This window comes from Parapedobacter composti (assembly GCF_900112315.1).
Lineage (GTDB): Bacteria > Bacteroidota > Bacteroidia > Sphingobacteriales > Sphingobacteriaceae > Parapedobacter > Parapedobacter composti.
Genome location: NZ_FOLL01000007.1, coordinates 148,875 through 166,456, shown reverse-complemented (window position 1 = coordinate 166,456; position 17,582 = coordinate 148,875). Strand labels below are relative to the sequence as shown.

Sequence of the window (17,582 nt, the reverse complement as noted above, 5' to 3'; positions counted from 1 at the left end):
AGGAACCTTAGAACCATGAAAAAGATAGTTGTTTTTGCGTTTATCGGCCTGTTTGCGCTGTCCGGATGCGAGAAATTTTTGGAAGAAGACAATAAAGGGGGAACGAATAACGATGAGTTTTACCGGACGCCCGCGGGCTACCAAACGTTGGTGGTGGCGGCTTACAATACCCTCCGTACCGTATTTGGCGGGATACCTTGGCTGCAAATTGCGGGCACGGACATGTATAACATGGCCCGGGGCTTTGCAGAGCGGCCATTGATGCAATACGAGCAGCTCTTCCCCGATAACGGAACGGTACTTACGTTTTACCGGAATTGCTATAATGCCATCCAGGTTACCAACGTTGGGCTATACTACAACGATGTGGCTGAAGTTGACGATCAGACCCGGGCACGGCTTCGGGCGGAATTTGCTTTTTTAAGGGCTTTTTATCATTTTCTGCTGATTGAACAGTTCGGAGGCATTGTCATCAACAACGAGCCGACTTTGGCGGCCCGTATGGATCTGCCGCGCGCTTCGTTGGAAACCTCGTACGATTTCGTAATCACGGAGATGGAGGCTGCCCTCCCTGACCTGGGCAACGATAGGGCGCGGGTGAACAAAACGGCAGCGAATCATTATTTGGCCAAAGTATATTTGACCCGGGCGTGGGACTTGGGGAATGAAGAAGATTTCCAGCGTGCAAAGCAGTATGCTGCCGACGCAATAGGGGGTAGAGCGATAAGTATTCCCTTTGAGACGCTCTGGCATCCGGACAATGACAACAATGAGGAGGTCATCTTTGCGGTACAATATAGCATAGGATCTATCGCAACCGAACAGGACGGGAATGCGCAACAGGGTATTTTCGGGCCTTATTTGGGTGGCGCTGAACTTAATCATAAATACATGAGCGCGTCATTGTTCCCTTCTTGGAACCTGCACAATTTCTTTCAGGAAAATGATGCGCGGTATGAGGCCACGTTTATGCTGACCATATACGACCAATATTTCGATTATTATGACCAGGGTAAGGATAAAACCCAGATCCCCATCCGGGCTTATTATCCGCGTGTTTGGGGAAGGGAGTTTACCAGGGCGGACTCGCTGGCTTGGGTTGAGGGCAAGGAGCACCAGATAGCGAGCAATTTCCGGTATTTCCCGTTTAAATATGATGAGGAAGCCTACCGGGCTGCGTTTGAGATGGATTTCCACATGCCGGTGGTGCGGAAGTTCGACAGTCCGGTCACCCGGCATGTTTTCAGCCAGACCGCCAGTGTGAGGGATGTGGTGCTTGCGCGGCTCGCGGAAACTTACTTCCTGTATGCCGAGGCCTGCATAGGCCTGAATGATTTTGGTACGGCAGCGCAATACGTGCAGCAGGTGCTGGATAGGCCCGGTAATGCGAAAGATGGAGGCCGGTTGCGTCCCAACCTTGATATCGCTGGCGCCGCCAGTCAAAGCGAAGCGCTCGACGCTTACCTCATTGAAAGTGCAAAGGAATTTGTTGGCGAATACCTGCGCTGGCCGGAACTGCGGCGCACCAAGAAGCTGAAGGAGTTTGTAGGACACTATAATTACGATGTCAGGCAGATCGGCCTGGAGCAGGCGTTCCGCGGACTGGATGGCCAGGATAAACTGTACCGGCCTATTCCCATCGATGCTATTACGCTCAACGAAGCGCAAATTGAACAGAACCCGGGGTATCCAAGATAATCGTTGGTCTATGAAGCCAAGGGATACCTATTTAGGTTGGGCTGCGGTTGTAATAGCCTGTTTATTGTGCCGATGCGCAGGCAGCGGTGAAGTGGTGCTGTTGGAGGATGATTTCTCGCTATTGAAAAGCGGTTACATCAGCTCCGATAAAGGGGCGCATACCGAGTATCATTTCGACCCGAGCGCATACCCGGTGGGTAACTGGAATATTGCCGCGTTTTACCATGACGAACAATCATATACCGCCTGGAAGGTGCTTACTGACGGCGGGAAAAAGGTGATCGCACAGCGTAACCGCTTCCAGAAAAGTGCGTTTACGCATCCAATGTTGGTGGCTGGCGACTCCCTTTGGCGCGATTATCAGGTGGCGCTGCTTGTCCGCCCATTGGATTCGCTGCAAACGGGGCTGGCGTTCCGGTACGTAAACAGCAACTGCTATTATTTTTTCGGGGTGGAGCGCGGGCAGGCGGTGCTGAAAAGGAACCGGTACCACAGGGCTTTCCGTGAAGCGGATGAGCAAACGTTGCTGGCTAAGCCATTTCATTATTCGGATACCGCCTATCTGAAACTTGAAGTGATGGCGCAGGGCAACCAAATCGGGTTGAAAATCAACGGCACACCAATCGGAGAAGTGCAAGATAGTGCGTTTGTTGGTGGCAAAGTGGGGCTCTTAGCGGATGGACCGGCCTTTTTCAGGAATATCAGGGTTACGTCGAGCCGGAAGGAAGCCGAACGCGTACGAGACCGGGCCCAAGCGTTGATCCGTGAACAGCGTGAACTGGCCGCCCGGAATCCGAAAATGGAAGTGGTCAAAAAAATCAACACGTTTGGGTTCGGTACGGGCAGGAACCTGCGGTTCGGCGATCTGGATGGCGACGGGGTGATCGATATCTTAATCTGCCAGCCGCTTCACCATGGTCCCAAGGACCGCAACAGTGAGGTCGGCGTGCTGACGGCGGTTGATTTGGAGGGTAATGTTTTATGGCAGAAAGGCGAGCCCGACCCCTGGAAATATCATCTGACCAACGATGTCGGTGTTCAGATACATGATCTGGATGGCGATGGTAAAAATGAGGTCGTGTATTGCAAGGATGGCCATATCTATGTGGTGGAGGGAAAGACCGGAAAGCTGTTGCGCAGCCGGGCATTGCCGCAAGTACCGGGCGGACCGGGCAAGCCGCCAAAACGGCTGCTGGGCGATGCGGTATTCTTTGCCGATTTCAGCGGGAAGGGGCGGAATTCGGATGTGGTGGTGAAAGACCGGTATAATCATTTCTGGGTGATGGATGAACACCTGAATATCCTATGGTCTGCAAGCTGCAAGACCGGGCATTATCCGTATGCCCGTGATATTGACGGCGACGGTCGTGATGAACTGGCCATTGGATATTCCATGTATACCCATGACGGCAGGTTGCTGTGGTCGCTGGACGAGGAATTGGGCGATCATTCTGACGGAGTGGCATTGGTTGACTACTCCGGGAATGGGCAATGGATGATGATGAATGCGGCAAGCGATGAGGGGATGCTGTTTATCGGTACGGACGGGAAAATAAAGCACCATCATTACCTCGGGCACGTGCAAAACCCTTCAGTGGCCAACTATCGCGACGATATGCCCGGACTGGAAACGGTGAGCATCAATTTCTGGGGTAATCAGGGAATTATCCATTTTTTTGATGCTTCGGGCGAGCTGTATCACAGCATGGAGCCTGCGCACCACGGCAGCATGTGCCTCCCGCTCAACTGGACGGGCACTGGCGAAGAATATTTTATCCTGTCGGCCAACCCCGAAATCGGTGGCGTTTTCAACGGTTATGGTCAGAAGGTTATGGATTTTCCTGATGACGGACACCCCGATATGTGTTATGCCGTGCTCGATATCTTGGGCGATGTGCGTGATGAAATTGTTGTGTGGGACCAATATGAAATATGGATATATACACAAGACAGGCATTTCGGTGCGGAAAAAAGGTTGTACAAGCCAGAGCGCAACGGACTTTATAACTATTCCAATTATCAAGCGACGGTGTCCCTGCCGGGATGGACAATAGGAGACAACAATACGGAAAAAACAACGGATTTATACTAACAAACAACAACTATGAACACATCACTTTCACGAAAGGAATTCCTCACCGCACTGGCGGCACTCGCAGCGGGTGCAGCGGCGCAGGTGCCGCTTAACACATTCGGCATGCAGCGTAAACTTCGGGTTGTGCTGGTGGGAACAGGCGTGCGCGGCATTTCGTTCTGGGGCAGAAGGCTGGTAGAGCAATATCCGGATTTGCTGGAATTCGTCGGGCTCAGTGATATCAACCCGGGCAGGCTGGCCTATGCTAAGCGTTATATGGGGGTAAATTGCCCCACGTTTGTCGATTTTGATGAGCTGCTGCGCAAGGTGAAGCCCGACCTGGTTATCGTATGCACCAAAGACTCGACGCACCATGAATTTATCATCAAAGGACTGGCGGCGGGCTGCGACGTGCTGACTGAGAAACCGCTCACTACCGATGAGGCAAAGGCCCAGGCCATCCTGGATGCCGAACGCAAATACGATAAAAACCTGATTGTGGGCTTCAACTACCGTTGGAGTCCGTACATGACGAAAATCAAGGAGTTGCTCCAAAATGGAGAAATAGGTGATGTTACTTCGGTGGATTTTAATTGGTACCTGAACGTGCATCACGGCGCTTCGTATTTCAGACGCTGGCATGGACTGATGGACAGCGGCGGATCCCTATGGGTGCATAAAGCTACCCATCACTTCGATCTGCTGAACTGGTGGCTCGATTCGGAGCCGGAGGAGGTCTTCGCCTATGGTGCGCTCGAACATTACGGAAGCAATGGACCCTTCCGTGGCAAGAGCTGCCGCAGCTGCCCGCATAAGCAGGAGTGCGCTTATTATTGGGATATTACCAAAGACCGGCACAGCATGAACCTGTATGTGGAAAACGAAGCGCACGATGGCTACGTCCGCGACGGCTGCGTATACCGGCATGAGATTGATATCTACGATAAAATGTCTGCCCAAATCAAGTATGCCAACAATGTGGTGGCCAACTACTCCCTGACCACGTATTCACCTTTCGAGGGGTGGCGCATCGCCTTCAACGGCCACAAGGGGCGGATCGAGGCATGGCTGGATATCCCGTGGATGAAAAACGGTGAACTGGATCAGGAAAGCCTGCACGCGGCAGAAATGGATCAGACGCGCGATGATGTGATCCATGAGCCGCTTGTGCTTTATAAGAACTGGACGGACTATAAGATTATCCAGGTGGCCAGCGAGCGGGGTGGCCACGGTGGAGGCGACCGGCGGCTGCACGACAAGCTCTTCAGGGATAAAGATGCGCCGGACCCGTACGGCCATACGGCAGGTGTGCGCGATGGCGCCATGTCTATCCTCGTGGGGGTCGCCGCAAGGCGAAGCATCGAGCAAGGTGCGCCGGTTAAGATTGCTTCATTGACGGATTTGAAACCCATGCCTAAACGTATGGCTTAACAATGTGGCGGGGATGAGATCAGGACTGCGATCAAGACGGAAGAAAAATAGCTGGAAGTGGGCGCTTATTCCATGTGTGGCGTTATTGGTGGCTTTTGTGTGGGACGGCGAGCAGCGGGTGACCGTGTTCTTGATAGGTGATTCAACGGTAGCCAATAAACCTTACCGGGTAAGCAACCCGGAAAAAGGATGGGGGCAGGTGCTGCCCCTGTATGTCGACGAAAACGTGCGGGTGGAAAACCACGCGCTTAACGGCCGGAGTACGAAGAGCTTCCGCGACGAAGGGCATTGGGATAAGGTGAGGTCACGGATAAAGCCCGGGGATTATGTGATTATTGAGTTCGGCCACAACGACCAGAAGGCGAACAGCCCTGAACGTTATGCCGATCCGGAAGTGGAGTATCCGCAGCAGCTGAAACGCTACATCAGTGAAACCCGTGAACGGGGCGGTACCCCAGTGCTGGCTACGCCCATCGTGCGCCGCAAGTTCGACGACCGTGGGTACCTGCAAGAAACGCATGGCGACTACCCGGAGGTGGTGCGCCGGGTAGCGGACGAGACGGGGACAGCGCTGCTCGACCTGCATGCGCTGACCCGGGAGCTGCTGCTGGAATGGGGGCCGGAACGCTCGAAAGCGTTATTCCTGCACCTGATGCCGGGGCAATATGAAGCGTTGCCCAAAGGTGCCACGGACGACACGCACCTGTCAGGCACAGGGGCTTTCAAAATCTGTGATCTGGCCGTGGCTGAGATGAAACGCTGCCTGCCGGAGCTGGCGGTGCATTTCAGGCCGTAGGCAACCGGCGGATGAATCGTTTCCGGCAACGATTCCGCAAATAAAGGGCGTGAAATGTTTTTGATGCTTATTGGATAACAATAAAATTGCAGGAAATGCAAAGAACGATGCGAAGAATAGGATGGGTGGCCGTTGCGGCCGTCTGCTGGGCAAGCGGAGCGGTCGCTGCCGGCCATACCGGGGATACGTGGCCGGAACCGGATATTCCGGTGCCGGTTTTCAAAACGGATACGTTTGATATACGCGATTTCGGGGCATCAACTGCCGCTGATTTCCTGAACACGGGGGCAATCCAGTCGGCCATCGACGCCTGCCATAAACAGGGCGGTGGCGTGGTTTTGATTCCCCGGGGTGTGTGGACATCGGGCCCGCTGTCGCTGAAAAGCAAGGTTAACCTGCACCTGATGCGCAATGCGCTGTTGCAGTTTTCCCGGGATTTCGAGGATTACCCGTTGATTGAAACCTGGTGGGAAGGGCTGCCGCAGGTAAGGCGCCATTCGCCCATCCGGGCAGAGGGGCAGCGGGACATCGCGATTACCGGCGAAGGGATCATCGACGGCAACGGTGATGCATGGCGTTACGTGAAAAAAGGAAAGATGACGGAATCGCAGTGGAAAAACCTGGTTGCTTCCGGCGGTGTGCTGACCCCGGACGGCAAAGAATGGTACCCGACAGCAAGTGCACTGAAGGGAAGGCAATACCGGGACGCGGGATTGATTACGCCCGACAAGACGGCGGCGTTCTTTGAAGAAATAGCGGATTTCCTGCGCCCCAACCTGGTGGTGCTGGAGCGGTGTGAGCGGGTCCTGCTGGAAGGGGTGACCTTCCAGAACTCAGGGGCGTGGAACATCCATCCGCTGATGAGCCGGGATGTCACCATCCGCAACATTACGGTTAGAAACCCGTGGTACTCGCAGAACGGCGACGGACTGGACATCGAGTCGTGCACGAACGTGTTGGTGGAAGGCAGTTCCTTTGATGTGGGCGATGATGCAATCTGCGTGAAGAGCGGGAAAAATGCGCATGGAAGGAAGCTGGGCATGCCCACGGAAAACCTGTGGGTGCGCAATTGCACGGTATTCCATGCTCATGGGGGCTTCGTGGTGGGCAGCGAGATGAGCGGGGGCGCGCGCAACCTCTACGTGTCTGACTTGACGTTTATCGGTACGGACATCGGCCTGCGCTTCAAGACCACCCGCGGACGGGGAGGGATCGTGGAAGATGTACACATCCGGAATATCTATATGAAAGACATTCCCGGCGAGGCTATCCTGTTTGATATGTATTACGAGGCTAAAGACCCGGTGCCGGCGGCGGGAGAGGTGCGCCAGCCACCGAAAGTGGAGACGCTGCCTGTATCGGAAGAAACGCCCCAGTTCCGGAATTTCCACATCAGCAATATCCATTGCGACGGTGCCAAGAAGGCGGTCTTCATCCGCGGATTGCCGGAAATGCCTATCCGTGGCATCCACTTTTCGGAACTGCGGATGAAAACAACAGGGGGTATCGATATTCAGGAGGGTGCTGATATTACCATCAAGCAATCGGTCATTGACGCCACAGAAACGGATCCATTGCTATACGTGCTCAACGGCAGGAACGTGCTGGTCGACGGGTTGTCATATGGTACTCATGCAGCAACCTTGCTCCATGCGCAAGGCGAAAGGACCAACGGCGTGGTGATACGGAATACCGACACGGGGCGTGCGGAGAAACAGTTGAAAGCCGATTACGGCGCCAATGAAAACAATGTTAAATTAATTAACCCATGAAGTATATCTTATTATGAAGTATATCTTATTATTATGCAGTATACTGCTGATTTCGGCAGGCTGGAGCCAGGCGCAACCACCGCGGTACAGCGAACAGCTGGCGGAAACGGCCGTAAAATTATGGCCCGACTCGTTCAGCTTGGGAAAGCCGGGGACGCCGGCGAAATGGAGCTATGATTTGGGGGTGATTCTCAAAGGCATGGAAGCGGTATGGAAAGCGTCGGGCGATGCCCGGTGGTTCGATTATATCCAAAAGCAAATGGATCACTATGTGCAGGAGGATGGCCGCATCAAGGCGTATAAGCGCGAAGATTACAATATCGACTTTATCAACAACGGTAAACTGCTGCTGCTGTTGTACCAGGTAACCGGCAAAACGAAATATTATAAGGCGGCGGCCCTGCTGCGCGACCAGCTCCGCACGCATCCGAGGACGTCGGAAGGCGGGTTCTGGCATAAGAAAATATATCCGCATCAGATGTGGCTGGACGGGTTGTATATGGGGCAGCCATTCTATGCCGAGTATGCAAAGGTGTTCGGCGAACCGGAAGCGTTTGACGACATCACCAACCAGTTTGTGCTGATGGAGCGGCATAGCCGCGATGATAAGACGGGGCTGCTGTACCACGGCTGGGACGAAAGCCGCGAACAGGCATGGGCCGACAAGGTTACGGGCCGGTCGCCCAATTTCTGGGGGCGGTCACTGGGCTGGTACGGCATGGCGCTGGTGGATGCCATTGAACATTTTCCGGAGGGGCACCCCGGCGTTGATTCGCTCGCGGGCATCCTGCAGCGCCTTGCCAAGGCGGTGGTTGCCTTCCAGGACAAACGTTCGGGAGTATGGTATGATGTGGTGGACATGGCGCACCGCCCGGAGAATTACCTCGAAGCGTCGGCTTCCTGTATGCTGGTGTATATGCTGGCCAAGGGTGTGCGCCTGGGCTACCTGCCGGACAGCTACCTCAAGCCTGCCCGGAAGGGTTACCGGGGTATCCTGAGAACGTTTATCTCCAAGCGCGACGACGGGGGCATCAACCTCGAGGGCACGGTGATGGTTTCAGGGCTTGGTGGCACGGGCCGGTACCGCGATGGCAGCTTTGAATATTACATGAGCGAACCGGTGATTCAGAACGACCCGAAAGGGATGGGCGCATTCATCAAATGTGCGGCAGAGATGGAAATGCTGCCGACACTCGGGCACGGCCGCGGCAAGACCGTGGTGCTCGATTACTATTACAACAACGAATACCGCAAGGATGCAGCAACGGGCAGGCGTGTGCGCTACCACTATATATGGGAAGATCAGTCGAACGGGGGGTATTCGTTTCTCGGGCACCTTTTCAACCGCTATGGGGCGGCCACCGTATCGCTGGAAACCCGGCCGGGGGCCGCGGCACTGAGCAGTGCCGATGTATATATCATCGTTGACCCCGACACGGATAAGGAAACCGACTCGCCACACGTGCTGGAGCAGCCGGAAATCGATGCCATCGCCGACTGGGTGCGCCGGGGCGGTATGCTGGTACTGTTGGGGAACGATGCCGGGAATGCGGAGTTTACGCATTTTAACCGGCTGGCAGGCACATTCGGTATCCGCTTTAATGAGGATAATGAGCTGCTCGTGAAAAACGACCATTTCCCGCAGGGAGCTGTTCAATTGGAAAACGGGAACCGTGTATTCAGAAAGCCTTACAGGCTTTTTCTGAAAGAAGTGAGCACGCTGGAACTGACTGCGCCGGCACGGCCGCTCGTCCAGCATGAAGGCAAAACCCTGATGGCAACGGCCAGGTACGGCAAGGGAACCGTATTTGCGCTGGGCGACCCCTGGATATATAACGAATACATCGACGGGCGCAAGCTCACGCCGGATTTTGAAAACTACGAGGCTGCTGAAGCATGGGTGCGGTGGCTGCTGGCAAATGCGAAAGGAAAACGATAAACCATATGGTGGAAATATTGAATAAGGGTATGCTGGAAAACGGTACGCCCGGAAAGCTGCCTGAGAAGGTGCTGCAATTCGGCACGGGGGTGCTGCTGCGCGGATTGCCAGATTATTTTATCGAGCAAGCAAACCGGCAGGGATTGTTCAACGGCCGGATTGTTGTGGTGAAATCAACCGGCCAGGGCACAACTGACGAGTTTGAGCGGCAGGATGGACTGTATACGCTGCACATCAAGGGCCTGCAACATGGCAAAGCGGTGCAGGAGCGGATGCTGGTATCGGCCATCAGCAGGGTATTGCATGCGGCCAGCCAATGGGAAGAGATTAAAAAGGTAGCGGTTAGTCCGGAGGTAAGCGTGGTTGTCTCCAATACGACCGAGGTGGGGATCGTATTGGACGAGAAAGATGACCTCGGGGCGGCGCCGCCGTCTTCGTTTCCGGGTAAGCTGACGGCATTGCTCTACCACCGTTTCCGGCATTTCAACGGCGATCCGGAAATGGGCTGGGTGATACTGCCCACTGAACTGATTAGCGACAACGGCAGCCAGTTGAAACACATCGTGTTGCAGCTGGCGCAGCGGCATAACCTGGGCGATGCATTTACTGCATGGCTGGAAGAAGCTTGTGATTTCTGCAATACGCTGGTGGATCGCATCGTGCCGGGTAAGCTAACGCCAGCTGATGCCGCAGCGCAGGAAGCGCAGTTGGGTTACCGCGATGAGCTTGCCATCATGGCCGAGCCGTTCCGGCTGTGGGCGGTTGAGGCCGACAGTGAGCGGGTGCGCCGGCGGCTGTCTTTTGCGGCGGCCGATGCGGGTATGGTAATCGCTCCGGACATCCGGAAATTCAAGGAGCTGAAATTGCGGCTGCTGAACGGAACGCATACGTTTTCTTGTGCACTGGCCATATTGTGCGGTTTCACCACCGTGAAAGAGGCGATGCAGGATGCGGTGTTTGCGCGGTATGTGAGCCAGCTGATGCGCCGGGAAATTGTGCCAGCGATTGTGGGCGGACCGATCAGCGAAGGGGAAGCACTGGCGTTTGCTGATTCGGTGATCGATCGGTTCAGCAATCCTTTTCTCGACCACCGCTGGCTGAGCATCAGCATGAATTTTACCTCCAAAATGCGGATGCGCAATGTGGCGCTTTTGCAGCGGTACATCGATAGGCGGCAACAACCGCCGAAGCGCATGGCACTGGGTTTTTCGGCTTACCTGCTCTTTATGAAGGGTACAGCCGCAGGGGGCGAGGAGCCGTATGCCATCCAGGATGAGCACGCCGGATATTTTGCGGATGCCTGGAATGGCGGCGACCACCGGCAAGTGGTGGATACGGTACTGCGTAACGAGTCGTTATGGGGCGTCGACCTGAGCCAATGGGAAGCATTTGCCGGTTTGGTGAAGCACGGCCTGGGGCAATTGCTTGAAGGCAACGCCCTGGAGCTGATTAAACAACAGGAAACATCGCAAACATTCAGCGAATAACACCGATTTACAATCATGAAGAAGTTTTTAGACGAACATTTTCTTTTGAGCACGAAAACAGCACAGCAGCTGTATCATGACTATGCGGCGGGTATGCCGATTATCGATTATCACTGTCACCTGCCACCGGCGCAGATTGCAGAAAACACCCAGTTTGAAAACATCACGCAGGTATGGCTTAATGGCGATCATTATAAATGGCGGGCCATGCGGACCAACGGCGTGGATGAGCGATACATCACGGGCGACGAGCCCGACCGGGAGAAGTTCCGCAAATGGGCGGAAACCGTGCCCTATACGTTGAGGAATCCGCTATACCATTGGACACACCTGGAGCTTCAGCGGTACTTCGGCATCACGGAATTGCTGAACAGGGATACGGCAGATCGCATTTTTGACGAAACCCGGGAAAAGCTGCAATCGCCCGAATACCGGGTACGCGGACTGCTCCGTAAAATGAACGTGAAGGTCATCTGCACCACGGACGACCCGCTGGATGCGCTCGAAAACCACCGGCAGTTATCCGACGAAGGGTATGAAATCCCCGTGTATCCGGCATTCCGGCCGGATGCGGCGATGGAGCTGGGCAATGTGGAAAAGTTTGCCGCCTACGTGAAACGGCTTGAACGTATCGTGGAAGCTCCCATTGCTTCGTTTGGCGATTACCTGGGCGCCTTGCGGTTACGGCACGACTTTTTTGTGGCCATGGGGTGCCGAGTATCGGACCACGGCCTGGAAGAGGTTTATGCAGAGGACTACACCGAAGATGAAGTGGCCCGGATTTTTGAGGCGGCACTGGCGGGTAGGGACATCACGCCGCTTGACCACCGCAAGTTTAAGTCGGCCATGCTGGTGAAATTTGCCGAATGGGACGCGGAGCGCGGATGGGTGCAGCAGTATCACCTGGGGGCACTCCGTAACAATAACTCACGGATGATGAGTAAGCTCGGGCCCGATACGGGGTGGGACTCCATCGGCGACTTCCCCCAAGGGAAAGCGCTGGCGAAATTCCTGGATCGCCTGGACCGGCAGGATAAGCTGGCGAAAACCATCCTGTATAATCTCAATCCGGCCGACAATGAACTGATGGCTACCATGATTGGTAATTTCAACGACGGTTCGGTGGCCGGAAAACTGCAGTTCGGTTCGGCATGGTGGTTCCTCGACCAGAAGGATGGAATGACCAAACAGATCAATGCGTTGTCTAATATGGGACTGTTGAGCCGTTTCGTGGGGATGCTGACTGACTCCCGGAGTTTCCTGTCGTTTCCACGGCATGAATATTTCCGCAGGTTGTTATGCGACTTGTTCGGCAGCGAAATCGAACGCGGGGAGTTACCCGACGACATCGAGTGGATAGGACAGGTGATTCAAGATATCTGCTACAATAATGCCAGCCGCTATTTTGGTTGGGATGACTGAAGCGCAGCATGAAACCCAGGCAACGAAAACGATTTCGAAGAATTTCGGACAGAAAGGGATGGCATTTAAGCAAGTCTTTCTATATTTGGAAGTTGTAAACGTTTACACTTATAAATCTAATCACTTGAAACTTGTATTATGACTGCTTCCCGAAAGATGACCAATTACCGATGGAGTGTTTGTGCCTTATTGTTTTTTGCGACGACTATCAACTATTTGGACAGGCAGGTACTTTCCTTGACCTGGAAGGATTTTATTGTTCCTGAATTCCATTGGCGGAATAATGATTACGGTAACATCACAGCCATCTTTTCCATCGTATATGCGGTGTCCATGCTTTTCGCCGGAAGGTTTGTGGATTGGCTGGATACCAAAAAGGGTTTTCTGTGGGCTATCGGCGTTTGGTCTGTGGGGGCATGTATCCATGCTTACTGCGGCATTGCTACGGCGGGGATATTAACCGGCAATTGGCTGGTGGGATTTGAAGGGGCTAAGGATATAATCGCTACCGTAGGGGATGTGAGCCGGATAGTGTCGGTAAGCGTAACGTTATTCATTTTTGCCCGGATTGTCCTGGCTATCGGCGAGGCGGGGAATTTTCCCGCAGCCATCAAGGCGACGGCGGAGTATTTCCCGAAGAAAGACCGGGGATTCGCGACCAGTATCTTTAATGCGGGGGCCACTGTGGGGGCGTTGGCAGCGCCGGTTACCATTCCGTTTATTGCCGCCGCATATGGCTGGGAAGCGTCTTTTATCATTATCGGTGCACTCGGCTTTGTCTGGATGGGATTCTGGATCTTCATGTATAAGAAGCCGCATGAGCATCCCAAGGTGAACGAGGCGGAGCTGGCTTATATCCAGCAGGACGATCTGGTTGACCTGAAGCCGGCAGACGGTGAGCTTTCGGTGAAGCGGAAGATGTCTTTCCTCCAGGCCTTCGGTTACCGGCAGACCTGGGCTTTTGCCGTGGGGAAATTCATGACCGATGGCGTTTGGTGGTTTTTCCTTTTCTGGACACCGGCTTACTTGAGTTCGGTCTATAACATGGATTCAACCGAAAGTGCGCTGCATATTTTTGTGCTGTATGCCCTTACCCTGCTGTCTATCATCGGCGGTTGGCTGCCGACCTATTTTGTCGATAAAAAGGGCATGAACCCCTATGCGGGGCGGATGAAGGCGATGCTTATTTTTGCTTTTTTTCCGCTGTTGACGTTGCTGGCGCAGCCCTTAGGGAGTGTCTCCGTATGGATTCCGGTTATCATCATCGGCATCGCCGGCGCAGCCCACCAGTCGTGGTCGGCCAATATCTTCTCTACCGTGGGCGACATGTTCCCGCGGTCGAGCGTGGCCACAATCACCGGCATAGGGGGCATGGCTGGCGGTGTAGGGTCATTCTTTATCAATAAAGGGTCCGGTATGCTGTTTGACTACACCACTGATACACAAATGCGATTTATGGGATTCGTAGGCATAGAAGCAGGCTACTTTATCATTTTTTCCATCTGTGCCGTAGCGTATCTGATTGGCTGGCTGATCATGAAAAGCTTGGTGCCGCGCTATACGCCGATAACGGATATCGCATAGCGGTCCGGGGCAGGGGTATCACAAAAAAAACCTTGGCGGTGAGCCAAGGTTTTTTTATTTCAGAAAAATGGGAGCGCTACCAGCGGCTTTTTTCCCGGCGTTTCCCCCCGGAAAAGTCGCGGTAACCACCATGGTCGCGTTTTCTGCGATTGCCGTCGCCGTTGCGGAACGATCGGTTGTTGTTCCTTTCGCTGCGGCCTTCCCCACGTCCGTCGCTGGCATTCTCGATGCGTACCGAACGGCCGTTGTAGTCGACATCCTGGAATCCCTTGAACACTTTGTCTACCCACGCGTTCTCCACCTCAAAAAACGTATAGACACCTTTGAGGTCGATTTTCCCGATGGCCTTGCCGCTGATGTTGGAAGTATTGCAGATATAGCCCAGTATATCTCCACGGGTAAAATCGTCTACCGAGCCCAAGTTGATGAACAGGCGGGTGTAGTCAGACTTGTATCCGTCTCTGCCAAAGCGATCGGCTTTGCCTTTGCGGTCTGCCGTAAAACCATCACGGGCATCCACGTTGAGATCCGGTGCGTTCTGGTAGTATTCCAGGAACCGGTTGAACTCAAGGGAAGCGAACCGCTTGATAATTTCCTCTTTGCTCAGATCGGCAAAACTCTCCATGATTTTGGGCAGGTAAGGATCGATATGGTCATCGTTAACGGCCACCTGTTGCACTTTGTTGATGAGTGCGAAAAGTTGCTTTTCGACCACGGTTTCACCACGGGGCACGTCCATTTTGATGAACGGCTTGCCGATGACTTTTTCGATCTGCCTGATTTTGCCCAGTTCTTTCAGGTTTACCAGCGAAATGGAGATACCTGTTTTTCCGGCGCGTGCCGTACGGCCGCTGCGGTGGGTATAGTTCTCGATTTCGTCGGGCAACGAGAAGTTGATAACGTGAGTCACGTCATTGACGTCTATGCCACGTGCAGCAACGTCCGTAGCAATCAGCAACTGCAGGCTGCGTTCACGGTAACGTTTCATTACTTTGTCGCGCTGTTGCTGCGACAGGTCGCCATGCAGGGAATCGGCATTGTAACCGTCCTTGATGAGCGACTCGGCGATCTCCTGTGTTTCCACCTTCGTGCGGCAGAATACGATGCCGAATATCTCAGGATTGGAATCCACGATGCGCTTGAATGCCGCATACTTATCGCGGGCACGTACTACGTAGTAGTGGTGTTCGATGTTCGCATTACCACTGTTTTTGGTGCCTACGGTCAGCTCAAACGGATCGGTCATGTAATTTTTGGCGATCCGCCTTACCTCGGCGGGCATGGTGGCCGAAAACAGCCAGGTTTTCTTCTCTTCCGGAGTGGTGGAAAGGATATTGTTGATGTCTTCCTGAAAGCCCATGTTGAGCATTTCATCAGCTTCGTCCAGTACAACGTACTTTACATTGGAGAAATCGATGGCATTGCGGCCGATGATGTCGAGCATGCGGCCGGGTGTAGCCACCACGATTTGCACGCCACGACGTATCTGCCGCAACTGGTCGCTGATGCTTGCACCGCCGTAAACGGCGACAACATGCACATTCGGAATGTTCTTGGCAAATTTCTCGATGTCTTTGGCAATCTGCAGACACAGCTCACGGGTTGGGCATAATACCAACGCCTGGGGGTGCTTCTGCGAAAAGTCCAATAGTTCTAATAATGGCAAGCCAAATGCTGCGGTTTTGCCGGTACCGGTTTGGGCTAATCCGACAAAATCGTTGCTGCCTGTCAAAAGTACGGGAACGGCTTGTTCCTGAATGGGAGTGGGTTTCTCGAACCCTAACTCAGTGATGGCATTAACAATATCATGACGGATCCCCAGTTCAATAAATGGGTTCATGAATATGTAAATATACAATAGGCACTATTGCCTAAGGCGGCGCAAAGATACGGATATTAAATGACAATTAAAAACGAAGTAAGCTTTATTATTTTCCGTTCAGCTTAGCTGCCAGATGCACGTAACCCAACCCGGCAAGGATGGCGATGCCGAAACTGAGCAATGTCCCGATCAGCACATACTCGGTTAGTTTGCGGTCTTTGCCCTGCCGCAGGTCGCCGAACCGGAAGATGGATTTTGCTGCGAGCAGGAAGCCGATGGCTTCCCAGCGGTTGATGAGGATGAACAGGAACACAAGCAGGCGTTCCAGTATGCCGATGAACCGTCCGGCTCGGATTAATGACTCTTCGTCATACAATATCGGGCGCTTGTCTTTGGTTTCCGGTCTCCATTGGGCAATCAGCATGCTGATGAGTACGGTGGGGACGAACGTGACGAGCACCAGGGCGGTAACCAGCAGCAGCACGGATGGCGAAAGCAGGCCGGAGAGCGACCACCCGAAAGGCTCGTACCAGTTGGCAACAGCGGCGATGGCAATGATATGCAGCGCTTGGTCCGCAAAAAAGCAAAATACGGCGTTTTTGCTGTTCTGTATGTACAGCTTGGCCACATCGATCAGGTAATGCGATATGGTGATGAAAACGACGGCCTGCCAATACACCGGATCAAGACCGAGGAGCAGGGCCAGCAGCACCGCATGCAGCAGGATATGGAAATATAAGCTCTTGGATTTGATTTTATACCGCTGCTTGTCCGCTATCCACCGGCTGGGCTGGAAACAGAAGTCGCCGAGGAGATGGGCCAGTAACAATTTAAGGAATACGATCATTTGTTTAGCTGTTGTTGTACCGATTCGCGGAAAAACGTTTCCAGTTTCATGATGGCGTCGTATCCGGCACGCTGTTGCCGCTCGCTCACCCGGCCCTGGCTAATCCCGAGCATATTGGCCAGCTCGGCCTGGGTTTTTCCGGGGTTTTCCAGAGAAAGTGCCATGATTTCCGCAGAGTTGGCCGTCCATTTATCCATGGTCAGGGAAGCCAGTTCCAGGCATAGGTTGATGGTGCTGTCAAACGCCTGCCAGGGCGATTTGACCGCCAATGTATTTTTTTTCAATTGATCGAACAGCCTGCCTGAATGGATGAAGGCTTCGCCGTTGGCCTCGCTGACCTTCGGGGCATCGTAGCTTTTCGTCCCGATGCCGATGGCCATCCTCGCATCCAATCCGGCGTTACGTTTGATGGTTGCTTTGATATACAGGGCAGTGGCCAGCACGGTTTCGGCCCGTGCGATTTGCACCTGGAAGCTGTCGCCTCGCATAATCTCCCAGGTTCCCGGTTCCGGACCGATAGTGCCGAACAGCGCCTTTAGCTGGGTTAGCCATTCGTCCGGTTGGGCAAATTTTTCGGAGTTAATGATATCACCGGTTATAACGCCTATCATAGTTATCGTTGGGGTTTACCCAAAGATAGACGTTATAGCTGACCTAACCAAATTATCTGCATTTAAACAGATAATTAAATTTATCTGCTTGTAAACAGA

At 53.6% G+C, this 17,582-nt stretch carries 12 protein-coding genes; 9 read left to right on the top strand and 3 right to left on the bottom strand.

Annotated features, from left to right (window positions below; genetic code table 11):
• Positions 1 to 15 precede the first annotated feature (15 nt).
• The 9 genes from BM030_RS09715 (at position 16) to BM030_RS09675 (ending at position 14,203) form a co-directional block, all read left to right on the top strand.
• Positions 16 to 1,698 (top strand): RagB/SusD family nutrient uptake outer membrane protein, encoded by a 1,683-nt coding sequence (locus tag BM030_RS09715; RefSeq protein WP_090973394.1) that lies wholly within the window; start codon positions 16 to 18, stop codon positions 1,696 to 1,698.
• Between the two features lie 10 nt (positions 1,699 to 1,708).
• The gene (locus tag BM030_RS09710) at positions 1,709 to 3,790 is read left to right on the top strand and encodes a hypothetical protein (RefSeq protein WP_139215867.1); all 2,082 of its coding nucleotides are present in this window, start codon (positions 1,709 to 1,711) and stop codon (positions 3,788 to 3,790) included.
• Between the two features lie 12 nt (positions 3,791 to 3,802).
• Positions 3,803 to 5,203 carry a Gfo/Idh/MocA family protein gene (locus tag BM030_RS09705; protein ID WP_090973392.1) on the top strand — a complete coding sequence of 467 codons (1,401 nt, stop codon included), beginning with the start codon at positions 3,803 to 3,805 and terminating at the stop codon, positions 5,201 to 5,203.
• A gap of 13 nt (positions 5,204 to 5,216) precedes the next feature.
• Positions 5,217 to 5,999, top strand: coding sequence for a rhamnogalacturonan acetylesterase (locus tag BM030_RS09700; RefSeq protein ID WP_090973391.1), 783 nt, complete (start codon positions 5,217 to 5,219; stop codon positions 5,997 to 5,999).
• A 107-nt stretch (positions 6,000 to 6,106) separates the two neighbouring features.
• On the top strand, positions 6,107 to 7,771 hold the full coding sequence (locus tag BM030_RS09695; protein ID WP_090973390.1) for a glycoside hydrolase family 28 protein: 1,665 nt from the start codon (positions 6,107 to 6,109) through the stop codon (positions 7,769 to 7,771).
• Between the two features lie 13 nt (positions 7,772 to 7,784).
• Entirely contained in the window at positions 7,785 to 9,710 is a 1,926-nt protein-coding gene (locus BM030_RS09690) for a glycoside hydrolase family 88 protein (protein ID WP_090973389.1), read from the top strand.
• A gap of 5 nt (positions 9,711 to 9,715) precedes the next feature.
• Entirely contained in the window at positions 9,716 to 11,197 is a 1,482-nt protein-coding gene (locus tag BM030_RS09685; RefSeq protein WP_090973423.1) for a tagaturonate reductase, read from the top strand.
• Between the two features lie 15 nt (positions 11,198 to 11,212).
• A complete protein-coding gene (uxaC, locus tag BM030_RS09680; RefSeq protein ID WP_090973388.1) occupies positions 11,213 to 12,619 on the top strand; it encodes a glucuronate isomerase in 1,407 nt (468 codons plus the stop codon).
• Positions 12,620 to 12,757: 138 nt separating this feature from the next.
• Positions 12,758 to 14,203, top strand: a complete 1,446-nt coding sequence (locus BM030_RS09675; protein ID WP_090973387.1) for an MFS transporter — start codon at positions 12,758 to 12,760, stop codon at positions 14,201 to 14,203.
• Between the two features lie 76 nt (positions 14,204 to 14,279).
• Here the strand turns inward: BM030_RS09675 and BM030_RS09670 are convergent, their stop codons facing one another.
• From BM030_RS09670 to BM030_RS09660, 3 genes are all read right to left on the bottom strand, one after another.
• Positions 14,280 to 16,043 (bottom strand): DEAD/DEAH box helicase, encoded by a 1,764-nt coding sequence (locus BM030_RS09670; protein ID WP_090973422.1) that lies wholly within the window; start codon positions 16,041 to 16,043, stop codon positions 14,280 to 14,282.
• Positions 16,044 to 16,131: 88 nt separating this feature from the next.
• Positions 16,132 to 16,872 carry a DUF3307 domain-containing protein gene (locus tag BM030_RS09665; RefSeq protein ID WP_090973386.1) on the bottom strand — a complete coding sequence of 247 codons (741 nt, stop codon included), beginning with the start codon at positions 16,870 to 16,872 and terminating at the stop codon, positions 16,132 to 16,134.
• A complete protein-coding gene (locus tag BM030_RS09660) occupies positions 16,869 to 17,483 on the bottom strand; it encodes a sigma factor-like helix-turn-helix DNA-binding protein (protein WP_090973385.1) in 615 nt (204 codons plus the stop codon). The genes BM030_RS09665 and BM030_RS09660 overlap by 4 nt, the downstream gene beginning before the upstream one ends.
• Between the last annotated feature and the right edge of the window lie 99 nt (positions 17,484 to 17,582).